The following is a 22,035-nucleotide window of genomic DNA, read 5'->3' as shown; positions in this document are numbered from 1 at the left end:
CCGATGCCGGCGTCATCGCTGGTAGACAACCCCGAAATAGACTTCCGTCTCTTGATAACCCTGGCCCGGAGCGGTGCTGGTGCGATGTTGATCGATCACTGACACACGCCAGCTCCAATGGCTGTTCATGAACTGGCGCAGGGCGACGCCGACGTTGGTCGTGGTGTCGCGGCGCAGCAGTGTCGTGTAATCCTCCCGCTCGATGTTGGCGAACCCCGAGAGCGTCAGTCGCGGGTTGAGACGGTAATCCACGCCGAGTTCGCCGCCGCGTCCGGTCTCGTCGGGCTGGAGGCCCTCGAGGTAATGCAGCTTGCGGTACCACGGCGACAGGCTGACGGTGAGGCGGTCGCCGGCGTAGTCGTAATGACCCTGCAGAAGCTGCTCCAGATAGACCCCGCTGCCGATCACCGCACCGCCGGTCTGGATGCTCAGCGGAGGAGTCATCGGCGTGGCGTCTTCCGTCGACTCGGTCAGGTTGATGAGATCCTGCGCGGCATCCGAATAATCGCGCGTGTAGGAGACCCCGAAGGTGTTGCGGGCGCTCGCATGCCACTTGATGCTGGCGTTCACCAGCGGCGTGGAGGCCGTACCGTAGCCGCCGCTGTCGAAGCTGATGTGCGACCAGCCCGCCGCCACGTCCAGGTCCATGTGCGCCAGCTTGTCCACGTAACGGACAAACGCCCCGTCACGGCTGTAGTTCACCTCGTCGCTGTCGTCGAAGTCGACCTGCTGGGTTTCCACGTTGAACGAAAGCTGGCTGGTCGGCGAGACGTCGCGGATCAGCCGCAGCGCGCCGTCGCCGCGCGAGGAATCGAATTCGGTGGTACGCGAGGCGCGGCTGTTGATGTAGCGCAGCTCCGCCTGTCCGTGCAGCGCGCTGCCCAGGTTGAAGTACAGGGTGGGGCCCACCTCGAGCACGTTGGTCTGCTGCTGGTTGTCGGGTCCGTTGCTGGACAGCGTGGAAATCGGTTGCACGCTGGCGTAGTCCTGCGCCACGAAATCCAGCCGCTGCGGCAGCACGCTCCAGTTCACCAGACCGGCCAGTTCGCCGAACTTCTGGTTTGCATAGCTGCCGCCCAGATAGTCGCGATATTCCGCCCCGCCGGTCACGTGCGCCTGCAGCGTGGCGCCCTGCTGGGCGTAGTCGAAGCCGAAGCCGGGGATCAGCAGCCACTGGCTCACCGCCCCCGTATCGCTGAGGCCGATGTTGTTGCTGTGCTCGACGCCGCCGTACAACGAGTAGTCGAACTGGCCGGCGACTACCGGGGTGGCTACAAGCGCGAGCGCCAGCGAGACGGCGCGGGCGAGCCGGGTGGATGAGGACATGGATGCCTCCAGCAATCTGTTGCGCGGCCATGGCCCCTGACTGCAACGGCAGGCCGCCGCGGGGCCTCAAGGCGCCTGGTTGAACACCACGCCGGCTACCTTCTCCGGCTCGAAATGGGCTACCGCCTGGCTGATCGCGGCGGGCGTGTCGCGGCCGTAGCCGGCCACCACCACCACGAAGTCGGCAAGGTCGGAAAGGATGCGCGCGTCCGGCGAGCCCTTGATGGTGGGGCCGTCCAGGAACAGGTAGCGGTCCGGATAGCGATGACGCATCGAGTCGAGCAGCGCATGCATCCGGAACGAGGAGAAATACTCGCCGCTGTCCTCGCGCGCCTCGCCCACCGGTATCAGGCGCAGGCGCGGCACGCCGGTGGCATAGATCCTCGACGCGATGCCCTGCGCGGGATGCTCGAGGAAATCGATCAGGCCGCCGTTGGCCGGATCGACGCCCAGCGCACGATGCTGCTCGGGGTAGCGCAGATTGCAGTCGATCAGCAGGCTGGTGCGCGCCTCGTCGAAAGCGAACGCGGCGGCCAGGTTGCGCGCCACGAAGCTGGCCCCCGAGCGCGGGCTGACCGCAACCACCAGGGTGATGAAATTGCTGGTGCCGGCCATGCCGAGCAGGCGCGTGCGGATCTCGCGGAAAATGTCCGACTCCGCCCGCGACGAAGCCTCGCGGTGGATCAGCCGGCGCTCCTCCAGCTGGTGCGGCGCCAGCGCACGTGGCTCGGCCATGAGGGCGATGGAATGCTCGGACGCCGGCTGCGGCAGGTGGTCGATCTCCGCCATCCCGGTCTCGCCGGCCTGCAGCACGGTGCCGGAAATCGATTTGTCGGGTTTCATGCCGCCCCCTTGAGCTTGAGCAGGAACAAGGTGAGGTAGGACACGGCCACCACCGCCAGGATCAGCACCAGCACCAGATTCCGCAGGTGCTCGCGGCGGCGGTCCCGCGGCGTGGCATAGAAGGGCACCGTGGCCAGCACGGGCAATCCGGTGAGCAGCTCCAGCTGCTCGACCGAACGCACGCGCGGGTCGAAACGCGCGATGCCGAACAGCAGGCCCAGCGGCAGCGCCAGGCCCAGCAGGATGCCGGCCATGGCGAAGTGCATGAAGCGCAGGCCGGTGGGGATCAGCGGCATGATCGCCGGGTTCTGCACGGCGAAGGTCAGGCCCTGCTGCGTGTCATCCAGATCCATCGACACGCGCGCGTTCTCGCGCCGCTTCAGCAGGTCCTGGTAGACATCGCGATTGACGTCGTAGTCGCGCGTGAGTTCGGCGGTGGCGTTTTCGGAGCCGGCGATGCGCTTGCTGCGGTCGAGTTCGGAATCCAGCATCGCCTGGCTGGCATTCATCCGCGCCGTGGTCGCGGCGATCTGGCCGCGCAGATCGGTCAGCTGGCTCTTGATCTGCTGGTACAGCGGATTGAACTGCGCATTGCCCCCCAGCGCCGTCGGCTTGCCGTTCGGATCCTGCCTGCTCCGCTCGGCCTGCGCCAGCTGCTGCCGCAGATCCTGCATCTGGTGGCGCACGCGCACCACGTCGGGGTAGTCGTCGGTGTAGGTGAGCAGCAGCTTGTCCAGCTGCGCCTGCAGGTCGGCCAGCTGGGCCTGGTACAGGCCCGCCGTGGTCTGCACGGCGGAGACTTCCGATTCGCCGGACAGCTGCGCCACCAGCGAGGCTTCCTGCGAGCGCTTCTCCATCAGGTCCATGCGCGCGTTCTCCACCTGCGTGCGCAGGTCGTTGATACGCGCGGCGGTGGCGTCCTCGCTGCCCGGGCGCGCATCGACATTGCTCTCGCGGTAGGTCTTGAGCTTGTCCTCGGCGCTGGTGAGCTTGCTCCGGTAGGCCTCGACCTGGCCGTTGATGAAGTCGAACGCATCGCGGCTCTCGCGCTGCTTGGAGGCCAGGCTTTCGCTGATGAACAGCTGGCCGAACAGGCGCGTGACCTTGTAGGTGCGCACCGGATCGGAATCGTAGTAGCTGATGGTCAGCAGGTTGTCGCGCGAGAACTTCACCGAGGTGCGCGTCTTGATGCCATTGGTGATGCGGTCCAGCTCCACCGGACTGGGGTGGCTGGCCAGCCAGCCGCCATCGGCCAGCACCTTGTCCAGCACCTTGTGGCTCAGGATCACCGCACGCGCGATGTCGGCGCGGTTGACGTTGGCGGTGGGCGTGGCGGCCCCCTTCATCAGCGGCGCGATGATGCTGCTCTCCTGCACCAGGATGGTGGTGGAGGCTTCGTACTTCTTCGGCCACAGCATGCCGACGACCAGCGCCGCCAGCGTGATCGCGGCGAAGACCAGCCCCAGCACGACGCGGCGGCGACGGCCCTCCTCCAGCAGCACAGGCAGCAGTGCCTGGAGCGATATCGGTTGTTCGTTCATGGCGCTCGCCTCTTCCTGAGGCCCCCCTTGGCGTCTTTTCAGAAAGTGCGCTGCGGCACCGTGACCACGTCACCTGGCTGCAGCGGATAGTTGGTGCCCAGGTCACCGTCGTTGAGGATCTTGCCCAGGCGCACGGCATAGGCCTGGCTGTCCCCCTTGCCGGCATGGCGGTAGAGCTCGGTACGGTCCGGCGAGGCGAACTCGGTGACGCCGCCGGCGGCGAGCACCACATCGAGCACGGTCATGCCCGGGCGATAGGGCAGCGAGACGGGCGTGCGCACGGCACCGGTGACGCGCACGCGGGCAAGGTATTCGTGGCTGCGCAGCTGGGTCAGGATCACCGCCACCTGCGGGTCGCGCACGTAGGCCTTGAGCTTGTCGCGGATGACGGCGGCCACGTCCTCCGGCGTCTGGCCGCCGGCCTGCACGTCGCCGATCAGCGGCACGGTGATCTTGCCGTCCGGCCGCACCGGCACGGACACGCTGAGATCGGGGTTGTGCCACACGGTGACTTGCAGTTGGTCGTCCACGCCAATGCGGTAATCGCTGACCGCCATGGCGTCGGCGTTCACTTTCGGTGGCTGGGTCGATGGTGTCACTGCGGCGCAGCCGCTTACTACAAGCGTCAGCAGCAGTACAACGGACACGATGAAGCACTTCATGGTCATCCCCCTGAATCTGTGACCTTGACGTTAGCATATTGTAAACCAGCAAGACGTAAATCAGTGTGAAATCACCCATTTCCGCTGGTCGCCATCGGTACAAACCGACAGTACGCATCGCCCTGGGATGACTCGCGTGCCCGGAAAGCCCTGACGTGCAGGCCCAAGGTACCCGAGTGCCCCCTCTAAACAATGCAGGCACCATCTCACGCATGGCCGGAAGTCCCGCCGGCATGGCGACACCCTGTCGTGCCATGTCCAGCCCCGGGTACCGGGCCTACGGACGCGCCTGCCGCTCGAGCACCGCCACGTTCACCTCGCAGCGCAAGCGGAAGCCCAGCGACTCGTAGAGGCGAATGGCCGCCGCGTTGGTCCTCCACGCATGCAGGAAGGCCATGTCGCCATGTTCGGCGATGCCGGCGGCGACATGCCGGGACAGGCGCCGCGCCAACCCGCGTCCGCGGAAATCGGGATGCGTGCACACGCCGCTGACTTCGGTGCAGCCGGGAAAGCTGAAGCGTTCGCCGGCCATGGCGGCAAGCCGTCCACCGATGCGGATGCCGACGAAGCGGCCCATGCGATGGGTCCGCCGCAGGAACGGCCCGGGCTCGGTGAGCGTGGCCAGCGCCAGCATCTCCTGCGCATCCGCATCGCCCAGCGGGATCACCTCGTCCGGGCCGGTCTCCGCATTGATCAGTGCGGCGGCAACCATCTGCACGCCCTTGGCGGTCTTGCTCGCCACCAACCCCGGCGGAATGCGTATCTCCGGCACCTGCAGTACGAACACCGGATCAGCCGGCTGCACCAGCGCGGCCAGCGCCGCGAGCGCCTCATCGCTGTCGTCGCGCGCGGAGGCGAAGCGGTTGATCTCCGGCAGGTAGCGCTTCGCCAGCGCATCGCCTTGCGCCAGCGCTGCATGCAGGCTGGTCAGACTGGCCCAGACGGGACGGTCCAGTGGTTCCACATGTTCTCCCATGCGTTCTGCCCTCTCCCCAACCCCTCCCCGCTCCTCAAGGCCGGCGCCATCCATGGCACCTCCCCGCGTGCCCGCAAGCGGGAGAGGTGCTCGAAGCATGAACACTCAATGCACCTCGACCACCGCCAGGCCCTGTGGCGGAATGTCGAGGACGAGCTTGCCGTCATGCAGTGCCAGTTGCTCGGGAGCGGCCATCCGGCCGGCGGAGCGCAGTTGCTGGATCTGCTCGCGCGAAGGGAAGGCCGGGCGCCCCATCCGGTCGAACGTGGCAATGACGTTGCCGTGCGTTTCGTCCAGGCGCCACACCGTCGCCGCGGCGCTCGCCGGCAGCGAGGACAGATCGACATCGAAGTGCTTGATGTCGCCCTTCGGCTTGCCGACGGTGTAGCTGGCGGTATCGCCCACCGGGGGCGCGTAATTCCACAGGGCCAGCACCAGCGTCCCGTCGGCGCGACGGGTGACGAGCGCGGAATCGGAGGACACCGGCAGCTGCACATCGCCCAGCCGGTGCAGCATCGCGAAGGCATTGAAGGCCGGCTTGGGGATGTCGTCCTCGGCGATCAGGCCGAAGCCGCCGTAGAACGGCGAGCGCACCACGCCGCCTTCCTCGAACACGTCGGAGAACGTCCAGTAGCTCATCGCTTCCACCTTGCCCGTGCAGGCGCGGATGGTGTTGGCGAGCCACGGGCCCATGTACACCGTGTCGGTGACGTTGGGCAGGTTGGCGTAGGAAGCGTTGAACTCGCTCATGATGAACGGCAGTTTCGGGTACGGCGAGGCCAGGACCTCCTTGTGCACCTTGTCCACCGCACGGCATACCATGTCCTTGCGCGGGATGTTCCCGCTGGTGTGGAACACGTTGTCCGCGGTGTCGTCGCCGTAGACGTGGGTGCTGACGAAATCCACCGGCACGCTGGCATCGTGCACGTGCTTGAGGAATCCGGCGACCTGCGCGGCCTGCGCCGTGGCCGGGCCGCCCACACGCAGGCGCGGGCTGACCGACTTCAGCGCACGCGCGGTATGGTCATACAGCGTGTAGTAGGTCGGCATCTTGGGGTTGCCGGCCCAGAACCCGATGTTCGGCTCGTTCCACACCTCGAAGTACCACTTCGACACTTCGTCGATGCCGTAGCGCGCGACCAGGTGCCGCGCGAAGGCGCGGATCATGCCGTCCCACAGCGCGTAGTCCTTCGGCGGCGCGACGTTGGGGTGGTACCAGAAATCCTGCAGCGCCGCGGGATCGGACGACAGGTCCTTCGGCATGAAGCCCAGCTCCACGAACGGGCGCACGCCGCGCGCCAGCAGGCCATCGTAGATCTGGTCCACGTAGGAGAAGTTGTAGACCGGCTGGCCGCCCTTGTCCGGTTTGTCGGCGGCGTTGTAGAACGGCTGGCCGTTCCTGCCCAGCTGGAACAGGCCCACGTCGTCGTCGAGGATGCCGTGGAAACGCACGTAGCCGAAGCCGGTGGCCTGCTTCACCGTCACGAGGTCCTTGCGATAGTCGTCGCGCAGCGCCAGCGTGGCGCGGCCGGAGCCGAACATCTGCTCCCAGAAGTGCGGGAACGGGGTGCCCCTGGCCCTGGCGTCGACCCGGATGCGCACGATGTCGCCGGTGGATGCGGACATGGCTGCGCACGGCACCAGCAGCAGGGCAGCGCACAGCAGCAGGCCACGGATGAAGCGATGCTTCGCGGATTCGTCGTTCATGCGGTCACCTTGCAAGAGCCTTGGCCGGGAATCGCCCGGCGCCAAGCGCACCACGCTCAGGCCTGGCCGCCTTCGTATCCAGCCAACCACCACGGAAACCTGCCCGCTGCAGCCCGGTGCGGATGTAGGCGTTCCGGCGCATTACCCGCCATACCAGACCACTGCGCCAATTCTCGATCATCAGCAGGATCGGCCCCTGGTCGATACCCAGGTGCACGGTGTCGACCCAGCCCAGTCCGGACACCAGCCGGCCGTTGTGCAACCTGGCCTGCTGGTCGTGGAAACTCGGATTGAACGCGTCGACGAAGCCGTAGCGATCGTAGATGTACTTGCCGTAGCGCTGCTTCATCGCCGCCAGTGCAGGCACCACGATCCGCGGTGCGAATGCGATCGAACCTCCCGCAGCGGTCGGCGCGATGGTGCCGTCGTCGACGGTATCCGCAAGGCCCGCACCGCGTGCGGTGTAGCCGTGATAGTGGCGCGCGCCCACCACGTAGTCGCCGGGGCCGTCGCAGGCGGTAAGCCCCCACACGTCGGCGCCATAGCCGGTCCAGCCGCCGGGGTTGGCCATCGCATAGCGGCGCTGCGCATCGGTCGCGAGCCGGCTGTTCTCGAAGTAGTCCAGTCCGTGCTGGCGGCTCCATGCGTCGCGGATACCGCGGAAGTCGACCCAGCTCTCGCTGTACTGGTGGCCGAACAGGGGTGCGAAATTGAGGAAGGTCAGGCCCTCGAACGTACCCCATTCGAGGTGATTGGTGGACAACCAGGCCCGCCACGCCGCGGGAGCCACCGGATGGGTTGGCGAGCCCAGCGCGAGGATGTAGACCAGCATGCCTTCGTTGTAGCCCTTCCAGTCGGACGGGATGAACTTGCCGCCCGGCGTCCAGCCCATGCCTATCAGCGGCTTGCGGGGCTGCATCCACGGCCAGTCCACGCGGCGGTAGATCAGGTCGGCGAGCCGGCGGATCTCGCGCTCCGGCGCGGTGTCACGGTCGTAGTAGGACTGCGCGAACAGCACGCCGCCCAGCAACAGCGTGGTGTCCACGCTGGACACTTCCACGTAGCGCGCCGCGCGCCGGCCGGTGCGCATGTCGAGGAAGTGATAGAAGAATCCGTGATAGCCGCTGGCATCATCCTCGCTGTCGTTCTGCGGCGCATCCGCGAAGAAGCGCAGCGTGACCAGCGTGCGCTGCACGGCCTGTGTCCGGGTGATGTAGCCCCGCTCGACACCGATGCCGTAGGCGGTCAGTCCGAAGCCGGTCGCGGCGATCGAGGAGAAGGAATGGTTGGGCCAGGAGTCCGGCACCAGTCCCGTGCGCGGATCCGTACCCTGCCAGAACCAGTCGAAGGTGCGGCGTTCGAGATCGTCGACCATCGCCTTCTGCGCGGGCGTCAGGCCGGCGTAACTCCCGGCCGCCTGCTTCGCGCCGGCTGGCAGCGGCCCACCGGCGAACAGCGCCAGCAGGGCAATGGCCGCGACGACGCGCAAGCCGCGCCGCCAGCCCGAAGTCATGCGGTCAGGAGCTCGTGTGCGCATGAGCGAAGTGGGACGCGGAGCCGCTCGCGCCCCGCGTTTCGACGTGAACGAGCATCAGAAGCTCACGCCCATCGTGAGCTTGACCGTGCGCGGATAGCCCGTGATGTCGCCGGTGGGGTTGTAGATCACCGGCCGGCTGCTCATCACGCCGTTCGATCCCCAGGTTTCCAGGTAATCGATGTAGTTGTTCCAGTTGAACGCATTGATCAGGTCGAAGCGCACGTAGGCGTTCAAGTTGCCGTAGATCTTGAAGTTCTTCGTGGCCTGGAAATCCAGGTCGCGGTAACCGAAGATCTTGCCGCCGATCAGGAAGCGCCCATTGCCCGGCGGCACGATCGCCACCGAACGGCAGCCGCTGCCGGCGATGCCGCCGCTGTCCACATTGGTGGGCGTCGCCCCGAAGCACGCGAGATTGAGATCGGGGATCGGCGTGGACAGGGTCAGCTTGGCGCCGAGCACGAAGCCCCATGGACCATCCATCGTGCCAGTCATCACCAGGCGATGCTTGGCCACGCCGGACGAAGTGAACGGATAGTCGCCAATCGACTCATAGTCGAACGCGTACTGGTCGGTCGGGTCGTTGTTGTCGTTGTTCTGCCGGGTGTGCGAATAGGTGTAGGCGATCGTCGCGCCCCAGTGCGATTCCTTCGTGTACGGCTTGTCCGCCGACAGCAGGAATTGCGTGGTGCGCGTCTCCAGCCCGTTGTTGCCGATGATCAGGTTGCCGAAGCCGGGGATGCCGTTGTTCCAGGGCTGGTCGCCGTTCTGCCAGAACGAGCCGTCGGGGTAGCGGTTGCCCAGCGTGTACACCAGGCCGTTGTGGCTGGCGATGTAGGCCAGTGTCGCGCTGGTGTTCCAGTCACCTACCTGGTTGCGCATGCCGACGCTGAGCTGGTCGGAATACGGCGCCTTGAGGTTGTCGGTGACCAGGTCGACTTCCTTGCCGGCATTGCTGCCGGCCACCAGGCCTTGCAGGGTCGCGATGTTGAGGTAGGCCGGATTCCAGGCATAGCAGTTGTTCACGCCGACCGTGCAGGGCACGTCGGGCGTGTTGAAGAGCAGCGTGGGCTGCGACAGCGACTGCTTGGTCTGCTCCACCTGCAGCGACTCGTACAGGTCGCGGTCGTAGGAGCGGCCGATGCCGCCGAAGACCACGTGCTTCTGGTCGCCATTGATGTCGTAGGAGAAGCCGAAGCGCGGCTGCCACTCGTTCGTCTGCGCGTGGCGGTTGTGGCCGGTGCTGATGTAGTCGTTGACGTTCACGCCGCCCAGCGCCAGCGTCTGCGCGTAGGTCTGCCCGGCCGGTGCGTTCGGGTCCTGCATGCCGAATGCCGCCACCACGTCCGCGGGGGTCACGTAGTTGAGGTAGGAGGGCGTCTTCTCGTAATCCCAGCGCACGCCGATGTTCAGCGTCAGGTGGTCGTCCACCGCCCAATCGTCCTGGACGTAGACGCCGAACTGCTTGTCCGAACTGGTGGCCACCGGGTTCATGCCGGGCGTGGGCGAGCCGAATTGCACCTGATACGGAATCGCTTCCGTGCCTGCGCTCGTCACCGCATAGTTGTAGAGCGCGTTGGAATCACCCGCATCCTGCGCGGTGAGTTTCACGGCCTTGTACTTGAAGCCCATCTTGATGACATGGTCGCCGTTCCACTCCAGGTCGTTGAAGGTCAGGTCGTCCTGGATCGCCGGCCCCTTCTGCCCCTTGTTCTGCTGGGCCAGCGGCGAGTTGCCGGTCTGCACGATGGTGGTATGCAGTTGCGCGCCGGTGAGCGTGTACGCATCGCCATCACCGAGCACGATCGGCGTGGGCGTGTAGAACGCGTCCTCGTAGGTCATCTGCAGGCGGTTGAACCAGCTGTAGGCGCTGTGATCCCAGCGTATGTCGAAGCGCTTGTCGGTGTTGAGCGTGTTGAGTCCCGCCGTGGTGGTATCGACGCCGCCCAAACCGCTGATGGCGGTTTCGTCGCGGTACTTGCCGCTCACCTCGAAGCGGTCGTGATCGGTCGGCTCGAAGTCGATCTTGCCGAACCAGTCGTTCTCCCTGAACGGCAGGCTCGCCGGCCCCAGCTGCGACTGCACGCCTGCGGGCAGGTAGCCGGTGTAACCGGTGGCGCCGGGCACGACGGTGGTCGGGCTGTCGAATTCCTTGCCTTCGTAGGCGACGTAGAAGTGCGCCATGTCCTTTACGATCGGGCCGCCGAAGTCGAAGCCGTAGTCCTTCTCGTGCGACTGGGTCTTGTCGTGCGACGCCTCCTCCGCTGGCGTCATCGCGCGCATGCGGGTGTTGGTGAAGCTGCCGAACACGTCGCCGTGGAATTCGTTGGTGCCGGACTTGGTCTCGGCGGTCACCGCGGCGCTGGAGATCTGGTCGTACTCCGCCTTGTAGTTGGAAGTGATGACCTTGTATTCGCCGATTGCCAGCTGCGGAAAGGGATTGCCCTGGCTGTTGTTCTGGCCGGTGACGCCGCCTGGCAGCACATAGTTCTTCTGGCCGACGCCGTCGATGTACACGTTGATGTTGCTGCTGGCCTGGGCGCCGGCGCGCAGACTGGTGTCGCCGTTGGCGCTGCGGGTGAACACCATGCCCGGCACGATGTCGGCGAATTCCAGGAAGTTGCGCGAGGCTGCCGGCAGGGCGTCGATGTCCCGCAGCGAGACGATGTTGCCGACCTCGGAAGTTGTCACGTCAGGCAAGGTCGTGGCGGATACCGTCACGCCACCCAGCGCCTTGGCGTTGGACGGGGCGGCAGCAGCCGAGACAGCCGGTGCAGTGGCACCCAGGTCGAGCGTGCCGACCGAGGCCACCGACAAGGTGACGGTTCTTCCCGTGCCGGGGCCGGCATCCACCTGGTAGGTACCTGGCGGCAGGCCGACCAGCGCATAACTGCCGTTCTTGTCGGTGCGGGTGCGACGCACGGCACCGGTGGACAGCTGGCGCGCGGTGACGATCGCGTTGGCCGGGCCATGACCCCGCAGGGTGGCGTCCGCGGTCTGCGCCATGAGCAGTTCCGGCATCGCTGCCATGGCGATGATCGATGCATAGACCAGCCCGGAAAGCAGGCGCCGGCGCGGCTTCCGGTTCAGTATCGTGTTCATGGGACGGGCTCCCTGAGTACCTCGCTACCGTGAGGTACCAGGCCGGAATCCATGCCGTCGCCGCATGGTCTCCGGTGCAGGGAGACAGCCGCGGTCACCTGGCCTCCTCACGTCGTCCAGGACCTTCTGCTCCCGATGTAGCGTTGCGCGCCCCTGTCGTCGCACGGACAGGCTTCCGGTCCGCGCGGCGTCGATCAGGGTGCTATCCGCCGCGTGCAGGCGATGTGCACGCGGCGCCAGGCCGGTCGCCAGGCCTCGAGGTACCCGACTGCCCCGGCGCAGCGCCACGGCCCGACTTGCCGAATTCGAATGACGGGTGATGCCGGAAGGCCCGCACATCGCCGCATGTCTTGCCCGGACCGCAGTCAGAGCCGCGTCACGCACGACAATCCACGGCCTGCCGGCCGAGGCCGCGAACCGCGTGAAGGAACCGGTCTCCCGTTCGGACGTCCAGCCGTCCGTATCGCGCTTTCGAAAGGACGAAAAAATTTTCATAAGAAAACGGTTGACATGCCCCGACCGGTTGCCGTAGGGTCGACGACATGCCGCAGCGCAACAGCCACCGCCGCATCGCCGGAACGACCCGTCTCACGACGGTCGCCGGCCTGCTGCAGCTTCGCGGCACGCTCCTTCTTGCCCTTGTACTCGTACTCCTTATTACCAACGGAGGTGCGGGCTGAGGGCATGTGTCCAGGTAGCTAGAAAACGAACCTGAAAACACCCGAAGAACCCCGCACCAGAAATGGCGCGGGGTTTTTTGTTGCCCTCGGCACCGCATCCACACAGCGGAGCCAGCGATGGAAACCCAGCAGAACGACCAGCAGAGCGACATCGGCGACGTAGCCGCCGAACGCGTGCGCATCTTCGACACCACCTTGCGCGACGGCGAGCAGACGCCCGGCTTCTCGATGGACCGGCGCGCCAAGCTGCGCATGGCGCAGATGCTCGAAACACTGGGTGTGGACGTGCTCGAGGCCGGCTTCCCGCAGGCCTCGCCCGACGACTTTGCTGCAGTCGCACAGATCGCCTCCACGCTGCGCGACGCCACCGTCTGCGCGCTGGCGCGCTGCCAGAACGGCGACATCGACAGCGCTGGTCGCGCACTGGAGCAGGCCCGGCGCTCGCGCATCCATGTGTTCATCTCCACCAGCCCGCTGCACCGCGAGCACAAGCTGGGCATGAGCAGGCAGCAGGTGCTGGACGCCGCGGTGGCCGCGGTGGAACGCGCGCGCGGCCTGTGCCACGAAGTGGAGTTCTCCGCCGAGGACGCGATGCGCACCGAGCCGGAGTTCCTGGCCGAGGTGTTCAGCGCTGCGCTGGCCGCCGGCGCCGGCACACTGAATGCGCCAGACACGGTGGGCTACATGACACCCGCCGAGATCGCCGAGCGCTTCACCTGGCTGCGCGCCAACGTGAAGGATGCCGAGCGCGTGGTGTTCTCCAGCCACTGCCACAACGATCTGGGCCTGGCGGTGGCGAACAGCCTGGCCGCCGTGGGTGCAGGCGCGCGCCAGGTGGAATGCACGATCAACGGCATCGGTGAACGCGCCGGCAACGCCGCGCTGGAAGAGATCGTGATGGCGCTGAAGGTACGCGGCGCCTACTTCGGCACGGACACCCGCATCGACACGCGCAAGCTGCACCCGGCCTCGCGCCTGCTCTCCCAGCTCACCGGCCAGCCGGTGCAGCGCAACAAGGCGATCGTGGGCGACAACGCGTTCGCGCACGAGTCGGGCATCCACCAGCACGGCATGCTGAAGCACCGCGGCACCTACGAAATCATGCGACCGCAGGACGTGGGCATCGCCGAGACGAAGCTGGTGCTGGGCAAGCATTCGGGCCGCGCCGCGCTGCGCCAGCGCCTGCAGGCGCTGGGCCACGTGCCGGACGAGGCCGCGATGGACGACATCTTCGCGCGCTTCAAGGCACTGGCCGACAAGAAGCGTGAGGTTCACGACGAGGATCTGGAGGCGCTCGCGCTGGGCCAGGACCCCGAGGCGCTGGGCCCGTGGCGGCTGGTGCAACTGAACACCAGCACGCACCTGGGCGGCAGCGCCTCGGCCTCGGTGAAGCTGCGCCACGACGACGGCCGCGAGGCCGGCGAAGCGGCGATCGGCGACGGCCCGGTGGACGCGGTGTTGCGTGCGATCGAACGCGCGACCGGCAGCACGCTGGACGTCACCGAATTCCAGGTGCGTGCGGTCAGCGAGGGCGGCGACGCCCAGGGCCAGGCCCAGCTGGTGGCGCGCCATGCCGCACGCGACTGGCGCGGCCACGGCGTCAGCACCGACATCGTCGAAGCCACCGCGCAGGCCGCGCTGGCCATCGTCAACCGCATCGAACGGCAGGCACCGGCGACCGCGCCGGCAGCGACCGCCCGCCTGTAACCACGGAAACCCCCATGAGCCACACACCCTTCCTCTGGCACAACGGACGCATCAAGCCCTGGGCCGAAGCCAACGCCCACGTCAGCGCGCACGCGCTGCACTACGGTTCCTCGGTGTTCGAGGGCGAACGCGTGTATGCCACGCCGGGCGGCCCCGCCTACTTCCGCCTCGCCGACCACACGCGGCGCCTGTTCGAATCGGCCAAGGTGTACGAGATCGAGATCGGCTACAGCGAGGCCGAGATCGACGCCGCCTGCCACGAGCTGATCCGCGCCAACGGAATGAAATCCGCCTACGTGCGCCCCATCGTGTTCCGCGGCGCCGGCGGCCTGGGCGTGCTGCCCAGGAGCGGCTCGCCGGTGGACGTGGCGATCATGGCGCTGGAATGGGGCGCCTACCTGGGCGACGCCGCCGAACGCGGCGCCGACGTCTGCGTGTCCTCGTGGCACCGTCCCGCGCCGAACACCATCCCCAGCTGGGCCAAGGCCGGCGGCAATTACCTGTCCAGCCAGCTGATCGGCCTGGAGGCGCGCCGCGGCGGCTACGACGAGGGCATCGCGCTGGGCCACAACGGCCTGCTCAGCGAGGGCGCGGGCGAGAACCTGTTCCTGGTGAAGCGCGGCAAGCTGCTCACCCCGCCATCCAGCGCCGGCATCCTCGCCGGCATCACCCGCGACAGCGTGCTCACGCTGGCCGCCGAGCTGGGCATCCAGGTGGAAGAACGCGACCTGCCACGCGAGGCCCTCTACACGGCGGACGAGATGTTCATGACCGGCACCGCCGCCGAGATCACCCCGGTGCGCTCGGTGGACCGCAAGCCGATCGGCAGTGGCAAGCCCGGCCCGGTGACGCGCGCGCTGCGCGACACCTTCTTCGGCCTGTTCGACGGCCGCACCGAGGATAAATGGGGGTGGTTGGGCATGGTCAATACGGCCGTCCCTGACCGCGAAAGTCAAAAAGCGGGCATCCATGCCTGCACTCACCAAGAAAGGCCTGCTTCCATGGAGATCCCGGCATGACGGCTGCACGCACACTGTTCGAAAAGATCTGGGACGCGCACGTCGTCGCGGCCGAGACCGCCGACACCCCGGCGATCCTGTACATCGACCTGCACCTGGTGCACGAGGTCACCTCGCCGCAGGCCTTCGACGAGCTGCGTGCGCGCGGCCTGAAGCTGCGCCGCCCCGAGCGTACACTGGCCACGCTGGACCACTCCACGCCCACCCTGCCGGCGAACGCCGACGGCACGCGCCCCTACGCGAATGCCGAGGCGCAGGCGCAGGTGGCGCAGCTGGAGACCAACTGCCGCGAGTTCGGCGTCGAACTGCACGGCTGGGACAGCGCCGAGCGCGGCATCGTGCACGTGATCGGCCCCGAGCTGGGCGCCACACAGCCGGGCAACACCATCGTCTGCGGCGACAGCCACACCTCCACCCACGGTGCATTCGGCGCATTGGCCTTCGGCATCGGCACCACCGAAGTGGGCCACGTGATGGCCACGCAGTGCCTGCTGCAGCGCAAGCCGAAGACGCTGGCGATCCACGTCGACGGCGAACTGCCGCAAGGCGTGGGTGCGAAGGACCTGATCCTGCACATCATCGGCCACATCGGCGTGGACGACGGCACCGGCCACGTCATCGAATACCGCGGCGCGGCCATAGAGAAGCTGTCGATCGAAGAGCGCATGACCGTGTGCAACATGTCGATCGAAGCCGGCGCGCGCGCGGGCCTGATCGCACCGGACGAAACCACGTTCGCATGGTTGAAGGGTCGCCCGCGCGTGCCGCAGGGTGAAGCATGGGAGCGCGCGGTGGCGCACTGGCGCACGCTGAAGACCGACGCGGGCGCGCGGTACGACCGCGAGGTGCGCATCGACGCCGGCGCGGTGAAGCCCACCGTCACCTACGGCACCCATCCCGGCATGGCGATCGCGATGGACGCGCCGGTACCCGCCGCGCGCAATGCGATGGAGCAGCGCGCGCTGGACTACATGCAGAGCCGCGCCGGCCAGCCCATGCAGGGCACCCGGGTGGACGTGGTGTTCGTGGGCAGCTGCACCAACTCGCGCCTGTCCGACCTGCGCGAGGCTGCGCACGTGCTGCGCGGCCGCCGCGTCGCCGCCGGCGTGCGCATGCTGGTGGTGCCCGGTTCCGAGGCGGTGCGCCGCGATGCCGAAGCGGAAGGCCTGCATGAGGTGTTCCGCGCCGCCGGCGCCGAGTGGCGCGTGCCCGGCTGCTCGATGTGCATCGCGATGAACGGCGACCTGGCCCAGCCGGGCCAGCTCGTCGTCTCCACCTCCAACCGCAACTTCGAGGGCCGCCAGGGCAAGGGCGCGCGCACCGTGCTGGCCAGCCCCGCCACCGCCGCGGCTTCCGCCGTGGCGGGCGCCATCGCCGATCCGCGCGAGTACCTGACGGAGGTGGCCGCATGAACGCCTGGGACTTTCTCCCTCTCCCCTCCGGGGAGAGGGCCGGGGTGAGGGGCCGCTCTTGCGAAAAACCGGCATCGAAGCGCGCTTCGATCGACGTCGTCGCGAGCACCCGCCCCTCATCCGCCCCTTCGGGGCACCTTCTCCCCGGCGGGGAGAAGGGAATCTGTCCTTCGGAGGTTTTCTGATGCAGCCCGTCACCCGCATCCACTCCCGCACCGCCGTGCTGCCGGACGAGAACATCGACACCGACCGCATCATCCCGGCGCGCTTCCTCACCACCACCACGCGCGAAGGCCTGGGCAGGCTGTGCTTCAACGACTGGCGTTACCTGCCGGACGGCGGCGACAACCCGGCCTTTCCGCTCAACCGGCCGGAAGCGAAGGGCTGCGCCATCGTGGTGGCCGGTCGCAACTTCGGCTGCGGCTCCTCGCGCGAGCACGCGCCGTGGGCGCTGCTGGACTACGGCATCCGCGCGGTGCTGTGCAGCGAGATCGCGGACATCTTCCGCAACAACGCGCTGAAGAACGGCCTGCTCGCCATCGTGATCTCGCCCGCCGAGCACCGCTGGCTGCTGGCGAACCCGGGCGTCGAGCTGAGTATCGACTTGCAGGGCCAGTACATCGCGCTGCCCGACGGCGGCCGCATCGGTTTCGAACTGGAACCGTTCGCACGCCATTGCCTGCTGCACGGCGTCGACCAGCTGGGCTACCTGCTGCAGAACGAGAAGTCGATCGCCCATTACGAACAACAGGAGCAAGCCGCATGAAGGCACGCATCGTCACCCTGCCCGGCGACGGCGTCGGTCCCGAGGTCACTGCAGCGGCGGTTGCCGTGCTGCAGGCCGTGGCCACGCACTACGAACATGCGTTTTCGTTCGACCAGCACCTGGCTGGCGGCGCCGCGATCGACGCCACCGGCGAGCCGCTGCCCGCCGCCACGCTGACTGCGTGCCAGGCCGCCGACGCGGTGCTGCTGGGCGCGGTGGGTGGCCCGAAGTGGTCCGACCCGAACGCGAAGGTGCGCCCCGAGCAGGGCCTGCTGGCCCTGCGCGCCGGCCTGGGCGTGTACGCCAACCTGCGTCCGCTCACCGTGCATCCCGCGCTGGCCGCGCTGTCGCCGCTGAAGGACGAGAAGCTGAAGGACGTCGACGTGCTGTTCGTGCGCGAGCTGACCGGCGGTGCGTACTTCGGCGCGAAGACCAGGGGCGTCGACTACGCCACCGACGAGTGCAGGTACACCGAGGCCGAGATCGAGCGCGTCACCCGCCGCGCCTTCGAGCTGGCGCGCGGCCGCCGCCGGCACGTCACCTCGGTGGACAAGGCCAACGTGCTGGAGACCTCGCGACTGTGGCACCGCACCGTCGCGCGCGTGGCGGCCGACTATCCCGACGTCACGCTGGAGCACCAGCTGGTCGATTCGATGGCGATGCTGCTGCTGACCCGCCCCGGCAGCTACGACGTGGTGGTCACCGAGAACCTGTTTGGCGACATCCTCACCGATGAAGCCGCCGCGCTGGCCGGATCGCTGGGCCTGCTGCCCTCCGCCTCCCTGGGCGAAGGCAGCAACGGCCTGTACGAGCCGATCCACGGCTCGGCACCCGACATCGCCGGCAAGGGCGTGGCCAATCCCGTCGGCGCGATGCTGTCGACCGCGCTGCTGCTGCGCCACTCGCTGCAGCTGGAGGCCGAGGCGCAGGCCGTGGAGGCGGCCGTCGACCACGTGCTGCAGCACGGCCCGCGCACCCGCGACCTCGGCGGCCACGCCAGCACCGCCGACGTGCGCGATGCCGTGCTGGCGGCGCTGGAAGAGCACGCCGGCAACGAGCACGCCTTCTTCAGCGGGGCACGCTCATGCGGTTGAGCACGCGCCCGCACCGTCACGGCGAAGGCGACCGCGCCTTCGCCACTGCTGCCCTCCCCTGCGCGCCGCTCGCGGCGCCTTCGGCGACGCACGTCCACTCCCCAGCGTGGTTCCGTCGCTGCCCCCTGTCCGGCGTCCTGGCGCGCGCAGGGGAGGCAACCCGCACCCATCGCACCCGATCGCACACCACCACACGCACCCACGTCACCGTCAACGAAGGAGTCACCGCATGAGCCCGACCTCAAACAGCACGCACACCACCAACGACACGCTGGCCAAGGCCCGCATCGCCGTCCTCGGCTTCGGCAGCCAGGGCCGCGCCCACGCCCTCAACCTGCGCGACTCCGGTCTCGACGTCGTGGTCGGCCTGCGCAAGGGTGGTCCCTCGTGGGAGAAGGCGCGCGCCGAAGGCTTCGCCGTGGCCGAGCCGGGCGAGGCGGTGAAGGGTGCCGACCTGGTCGCCGTGCTCACGCCGGACATGGTCCAGCCCAGGCTGTACAAGGAAAGCATCGAGCCGAACATCAAGCCCGGCGCGGCGCTGCTGTTCGCGCACGGCTTCAACGTGCACTTCCAGCAGATCGATCCGCGCAAGGACATCGACGTGATCCTGGTGGCGCCCAAGGGTCCCGGTGCGCTGGTGCGCACCGAATACGAGCGCGGCCGCGGCGTGCCCTGCATCTGGGCAGTGCACCAGGACGTGTCGGGCCACGCCGAGGCGAAGGCGCACGCCTATGCCGACGGCATCGGCGGCGGCCGCGCCATGCTGATCAAGACCGACTTCAAGGAAGAGACCGAGACCGACCTGTTCGGCGAACAGGCCGTGCTGTGCGGCGGCGCCAGCTCGCTGGTGCAGGCCGGCTTCGAGACCCTGGTGGAAGCCGGCTACCAGCCGGAGATCGCCTACTACGAAGTGCTGCACGAGCTGAAGCTGATCGTCGACCTGTTCTACGAGGGCGGCATCACCCGGATGCTGGAGTTCGTCTCCGAGACGGCGCAGTACGGCGACTACGTCAGCGGCCCGCGCGTGATCGACGCCGGGGTGAAGCAGCGCATGCAAGGCGTGCTGAAGGACATCCAGGACGGCACCTTCGCGCGCAACTGGACCGCCGAGTACAACGCCGGCCTGCCGAACTACAAGAAGTTCAAGCAGGCGGACCTGGAGCATCCGATCGAGCAGGTGGGCGCGAAGCTGCGCGCCCGCATGCCGTGGCTGCAGGCCAATGCGCCCAAGCCGGCCGCCGAACCGCTGAAGAAGGTCGGCTGAGGCCGACGCCGGGCCGCGCGCAAGGTGTCGCGCGGCCCGTTCCACCACGCATCGAGAGCAGAACGAGGTAAGCCATGAAACGCTTCCATATCGCCCTGGCCGTCGCCGACCTGGACGCTTCCATCGCCGACTACAGCAAGCGCCTGGGCCAGCCGCCGCAGGCCCTGGTCTACGGCATCTACGCGATGTGGCGTACCGACAGCCTCAACTTCTCGATCCGCCAGCAACCCGAAAAGGCCGGCCGGGTCTGCCAGCTCGGCTTCGAGGACGACGACGCGCAGGGTTTCACCAGCGCCACCGACGTGAACGGCATCGCGTGGGAGCGCTTCTCCACGCTGGAGCAGGACCTGCAGATCATCGCCACCTTCGGCGTGCCGGTGCACCCGGCCGTCGAACGCGACCTGATCCGCAACTGACGGGCGCCAGCCCGTCATCCCGGCGCAGGCCGGAATGACGACAAAGAACATCACGCACCCCATCCACCAGGAACCCAACGTGACGACTTCAGCGCAGACGGCACAGCCCGCCCCCGCCACCCACCTGCACCCGCTTGCCGGCCACGCGATGACCGGCGCCGAGGCGATCGTGCAGGTACTGGCCGACGAGGGCAGCAGCGTGCTGTTCGGCTATTCCGGCGGCGCGATCCTGCCGGTGTACGACGCCGTGTTCCGCTACAACGCGGATCACGCATCGGCCGAAGGCCGCGAACCGATGCCGCTGGTGGTGCCCGCCAACGAGCAGGGCGCGGGCTTCATGGCCGCGGGCTACGCGCGCGCCTCGGGCCAGGTGGGCGTGGCCATCGTCACCTCCGGCCCCGGGGCCACCAACATGGTGACGCCGGTGCGCGACGCGATGGCCGATTCGATTCCGCTGGTGGTGATCTGCGGCCAGGTGCCCACCTCGTCGCTGGGCAGCGACGCGTTCCAGGAGGCGCCGGTCAGCAACATCATGGGGGCCTGCGCCAAGCATGTGTTCCTCGTCACCGACGCCGCGCAACTGGAGGCCACGCTGCGCACCGCGTTCGAGATCGCGCGCAGCGGCCGCCCCGGCCCGGTGGTGGTGGACGTGCCGAAGGACGTGCAGAACGCCACGCTGCGTTTCGACGGCGCCTGCCGCCTGGCCATCCCCGGCTACCGCGCGCGCCTGCGCGCCGTGGAGGACGCGCGGCTGGACGACGAGGCTTGCGCCGCGTTCTTCGCCGCGCTGGCGCAGGCCAGGCGTCCGCTGATCTACGCCGGCGGCGGCGTGATCGCGGCGGAGGCGGCGGTGGCGCTGCGCGTGTTCGCCGACGCGTTCGGCCTGCCGGTCACCACCACCCTGATGGGCCTGGGCGCGTACGACAGCACCGACCCGCTGGCGCTGCACATGCTGGGCATGCACGGCACCGCCTACGCGAACTACGCGGTGGAGGACTGCGACTTCGTGTTCGCGCTGGGCGCGCGCTTCGACGACCGCGTGGCCGGCGTGCCCGGCAAGTTCGCGCCGCGCGCGAAGTTCATCGCGCAGATCGACATCGACCCCGCCGAGATCGGCAAGGTGAAGCCGGTGGACTGGCACCACGTGGGCCCACTGCGTCTCGCGCTGGAACGCCTGACCCGCTACGGCCAGGGCCACGGCATCCGCCCCGCGCTGGACGACTGGCACGCCCATGTCACCGCCCTGAAGCACAGGCACGCGATGGGCTACGACCGCGCGAACGCGCTGATCCAGCCACAGGCGGTGATCGAGGCGATCAACCGCCACGCCAAGGGCCGCGCCGTCGTCAGCACCGGCGTGGGCCAGCACCAGATGTGGGCGGCGCAGTACTTCGACTTCCGCGCGCCGCGGCAATGGCTCACCTCCGGCTCGATGGGCACGATGGGCTTCGGCCTGCCCGCGGCGGTCGGCGCGCAATTCGCGCGGCCCGACGCGCTGGTGATCGACATCGACGGCGACGCCAGCATCCGCATGAACCTCGGCGAGCTGGAAACCGTCACCACCTACGGCCTGCCGCTGAAGGTCGTCGTGCTCAACAACAGCGGCGACGGCATGGTGCGGCAATGGCAGAAGCTGTACTTCGGCCGGCGCTTCGCCGCCTCCGACAAGAGCCTGCACAAGAAGGACTTCGTGCTTGCCGCGCAGGCCGACGGCTTCGAATGGGCACGGCGGCTGGACGACAAGGCGCAACTGGAATCCGCCATCGCCGATTTCCTCGCTTTCGACGGCCCGGCTTTCCTGGAAGTGGTGATCGACCCCGACGCCGGCGTGTATCCGATGGTGGGGCCGGGCGCGACCTACGCGCAGATGATCACCGGGGAGTTCATCGCCTCGCGCCATGCCACGCCCACCGAAATGAACGAGGTTCCACCCACCTCGATGTTCTGAAAACTCCGTTCGCGCTGAGCGTAGCTTGCGCCAGCAAG

At 67.9% G+C, this 22,035-nt stretch carries 16 protein-coding genes; 8 read left to right on the top strand and 8 right to left on the bottom strand.

What is annotated here, in order from left to right:
* Positions 1–12: 12 nt before the first annotated feature.
* The 8 genes from ABQJ54_RS16535 to ABQJ54_RS16500 all read right to left on the bottom strand — a co-directional run bounded on the left by ABQJ54_RS16535 (position 13) and on the right by ABQJ54_RS16500 (position 11,691).
* Complete coding sequence (locus tag ABQJ54_RS16535; RefSeq protein ID WP_367855425.1) at positions 13–1,326, bottom strand: outer membrane beta-barrel protein; 1,314 nt, start codon at positions 1,324–1,326, stop codon at positions 13–15.
* 66 nt (positions 1,327–1,392) lie between these two features.
* The gene (locus ABQJ54_RS16530) at positions 1,393–2,169 is read right to left on the bottom strand and encodes a P-loop NTPase family protein (RefSeq protein WP_367855424.1); all 777 of its coding nucleotides are present in this window, start codon (positions 2,167–2,169) and stop codon (positions 1,393–1,395) included.
* The gene (locus ABQJ54_RS16525) at positions 2,166–3,710 is read right to left on the bottom strand and encodes an XrtA system polysaccharide chain length determinant (protein WP_367855423.1); all 1,545 of its coding nucleotides are present in this window, start codon (positions 3,708–3,710) and stop codon (positions 2,166–2,168) included. Before ABQJ54_RS16525 ends, ABQJ54_RS16530 begins: the two co-directional genes overlap by 4 nt.
* Before the next feature lie 38 nt (positions 3,711–3,748).
* Positions 3,749–4,372: an XrtA/PEP-CTERM system exopolysaccharide export protein gene (locus ABQJ54_RS16520; RefSeq protein WP_367855422.1), complete on the bottom strand. Its 624-nt coding sequence runs from the start codon at positions 4,370–4,372 to the stop codon at positions 3,749–3,751.
* Between the two features lie 277 nt (positions 4,373–4,649).
* Positions 4,650–5,348, bottom strand: a complete 699-nt coding sequence (locus ABQJ54_RS16515; RefSeq protein ID WP_367855421.1) for a GNAT family N-acetyltransferase — start codon at positions 5,346–5,348, stop codon at positions 4,650–4,652.
* A 105-nt stretch (positions 5,349–5,453) separates the two neighbouring features.
* On the bottom strand, positions 5,454–7,055 hold the full coding sequence (locus ABQJ54_RS16510) for a GH39 family glycosyl hydrolase (protein WP_367855420.1): 1,602 nt from the start codon (positions 7,053–7,055) through the stop codon (positions 5,454–5,456).
* Between the two features lie 4 nt (positions 7,056–7,059).
* Positions 7,060–8,568, bottom strand: a complete 1,509-nt coding sequence (locus ABQJ54_RS16505; RefSeq protein WP_367855419.1) for a glucoamylase family protein — start codon at positions 8,566–8,568, stop codon at positions 7,060–7,062.
* Between the two features lie 78 nt (positions 8,569–8,646).
* Positions 8,647–11,691 carry a TonB-dependent receptor gene (locus ABQJ54_RS16500; RefSeq protein WP_367855418.1) on the bottom strand — a complete coding sequence of 1,015 codons (3,045 nt, stop codon included), beginning with the start codon at positions 11,689–11,691 and terminating at the stop codon, positions 8,647–8,649.
* Positions 11,692–12,488: 797 nt separating this feature from the next.
* Between ABQJ54_RS16500 and ABQJ54_RS16495 the strand changes: the two genes are divergently transcribed.
* From ABQJ54_RS16495 to ilvB, 8 genes are all read left to right on the top strand, one after another.
* Positions 12,489–14,078, top strand: a complete 1,590-nt coding sequence (locus ABQJ54_RS16495; RefSeq protein WP_367855417.1) for a 2-isopropylmalate synthase — start codon at positions 12,489–12,491, stop codon at positions 14,076–14,078.
* A gap of 14 nt (positions 14,079–14,092) precedes the next feature.
* Positions 14,093–15,097: a branched-chain amino acid transaminase gene (locus tag ABQJ54_RS16490; protein WP_367855416.1), complete on the top strand. Its 1,005-nt coding sequence runs from the start codon at positions 14,093–14,095 to the stop codon at positions 15,095–15,097.
* Entirely contained in the window at positions 15,094–16,509 is a 1,416-nt protein-coding gene (gene leuC / locus ABQJ54_RS16485) for a 3-isopropylmalate dehydratase large subunit (RefSeq protein WP_367855415.1), read from the top strand. Before ABQJ54_RS16490 ends, leuC begins: the two co-directional genes overlap by 4 nt.
* A 184-nt stretch (positions 16,510–16,693) precedes the next feature.
* Complete coding sequence (gene leuD / locus ABQJ54_RS16480; RefSeq protein WP_367855414.1) at positions 16,694–17,275, top strand: 3-isopropylmalate dehydratase small subunit; 582 nt, start codon at positions 16,694–16,696, stop codon at positions 17,273–17,275.
* Positions 17,272–18,369: a 3-isopropylmalate dehydrogenase gene (gene leuB / locus ABQJ54_RS16475; RefSeq protein ID WP_367855413.1), complete on the top strand. Its 1,098-nt coding sequence runs from the start codon at positions 17,272–17,274 to the stop codon at positions 18,367–18,369. Before leuD ends, leuB begins: the two co-directional genes overlap by 4 nt.
* A 229-nt stretch (positions 18,370–18,598) precedes the next feature.
* Positions 18,599–19,633 (top strand): ketol-acid reductoisomerase, encoded by a 1,035-nt coding sequence (gene ilvC, locus ABQJ54_RS16470; RefSeq protein WP_367855412.1) that lies wholly within the window; start codon positions 18,599–18,601, stop codon positions 19,631–19,633.
* Positions 19,634–19,707: 74 nt separating this feature from the next.
* Positions 19,708–20,049 (top strand): VOC family protein, encoded by a 342-nt coding sequence (locus tag ABQJ54_RS16465; RefSeq protein WP_367855411.1) that lies wholly within the window; start codon positions 19,708–19,710, stop codon positions 20,047–20,049.
* A 148-nt stretch (positions 20,050–20,197) separates the two neighbouring features.
* Positions 20,198–21,997 (top strand): biosynthetic-type acetolactate synthase large subunit, encoded by a 1,800-nt coding sequence (ilvB, locus tag ABQJ54_RS16460; protein WP_367855674.1) that lies wholly within the window; start codon positions 20,198–20,200, stop codon positions 21,995–21,997.
* The last annotated feature ends 38 nt before the right edge of the window (positions 21,998–22,035 follow it).

Source organism: Rhodanobacter lycopersici (assembly GCF_040812335.1).
In the GTDB taxonomy this organism is placed as follows: Bacteria; Pseudomonadota; Gammaproteobacteria; order Xanthomonadales; family Rhodanobacteraceae; genus Rhodanobacter_A; species Rhodanobacter_A lycopersici.
This window is presented reverse-complemented; position numbering and strand designations above follow the sequence as displayed.

Bases quoted from the DNA above. Each gene is read 5' to 3' on its own strand.
- ABQJ54_RS16535 (WP_367855425.1), bottom strand. From the start codon at position 1,326: ATGTCCTCATCCACCCGGCTCGCCCGCGCCGTCTCGCTGGCGCTCGCG.
- ABQJ54_RS16530 (WP_367855424.1), bottom strand. From the start codon at position 2,169: ATGAAACCCGACAAATCGATTTCCGGCACCGTGCTGCAGGCCGGCGAG.
- ABQJ54_RS16525 (WP_367855423.1), bottom strand. From the start codon at position 3,710: ATGAACGAACAACCGATATCGCTCCAGGCACTGCTGCCTGTGCTGCTG.
- ABQJ54_RS16520 (WP_367855422.1), bottom strand. From the start codon at position 4,372: ATGAAGTGCTTCATCGTGTCCGTTGTACTGCTGCTGACGCTTGTAGTA.
- ABQJ54_RS16515 (WP_367855421.1), bottom strand. From the start codon at position 5,348: ATGGGAGAACATGTGGAACCACTGGACCGTCCCGTCTGGGCCAGTCTG.
- ABQJ54_RS16510 (WP_367855420.1), bottom strand. From the start codon at position 7,055: ATGAACGACGAATCCGCGAAGCATCGCTTCATCCGTGGCCTGCTGCTG.
- ABQJ54_RS16505 (WP_367855419.1), bottom strand. From the start codon at position 8,568: ATGACTTCGGGCTGGCGGCGCGGCTTGCGCGTCGTCGCGGCCATTGCC.
- ABQJ54_RS16500 (WP_367855418.1), bottom strand. From the start codon at position 11,691: ATGAACACGATACTGAACCGGAAGCCGCGCCGGCGCCTGCTTTCCGGG.
- ABQJ54_RS16495 (WP_367855417.1), top strand. From the start codon at position 12,489: ATGGAAACCCAGCAGAACGACCAGCAGAGCGACATCGGCGACGTAGCC.
- ABQJ54_RS16490 (WP_367855416.1), top strand. From the start codon at position 14,093: ATGAGCCACACACCCTTCCTCTGGCACAACGGACGCATCAAGCCCTGG.
- leuC (WP_367855415.1), top strand. From the start codon at position 15,094: ATGACGGCTGCACGCACACTGTTCGAAAAGATCTGGGACGCGCACGTC.
- leuD (WP_367855414.1), top strand. From the start codon at position 16,694: ATGCAGCCCGTCACCCGCATCCACTCCCGCACCGCCGTGCTGCCGGAC.
- leuB (WP_367855413.1), top strand. From the start codon at position 17,272: ATGAAGGCACGCATCGTCACCCTGCCCGGCGACGGCGTCGGTCCCGAG.
- ilvC (WP_367855412.1), top strand. From the start codon at position 18,599: ATGAGCCCGACCTCAAACAGCACGCACACCACCAACGACACGCTGGCC.
- ABQJ54_RS16465 (WP_367855411.1), top strand. From the start codon at position 19,708: ATGAAACGCTTCCATATCGCCCTGGCCGTCGCCGACCTGGACGCTTCC.
- ilvB (WP_367855674.1), top strand. From the start codon at position 20,198: ATGACCGGCGCCGAGGCGATCGTGCAGGTACTGGCCGACGAGGGCAGC.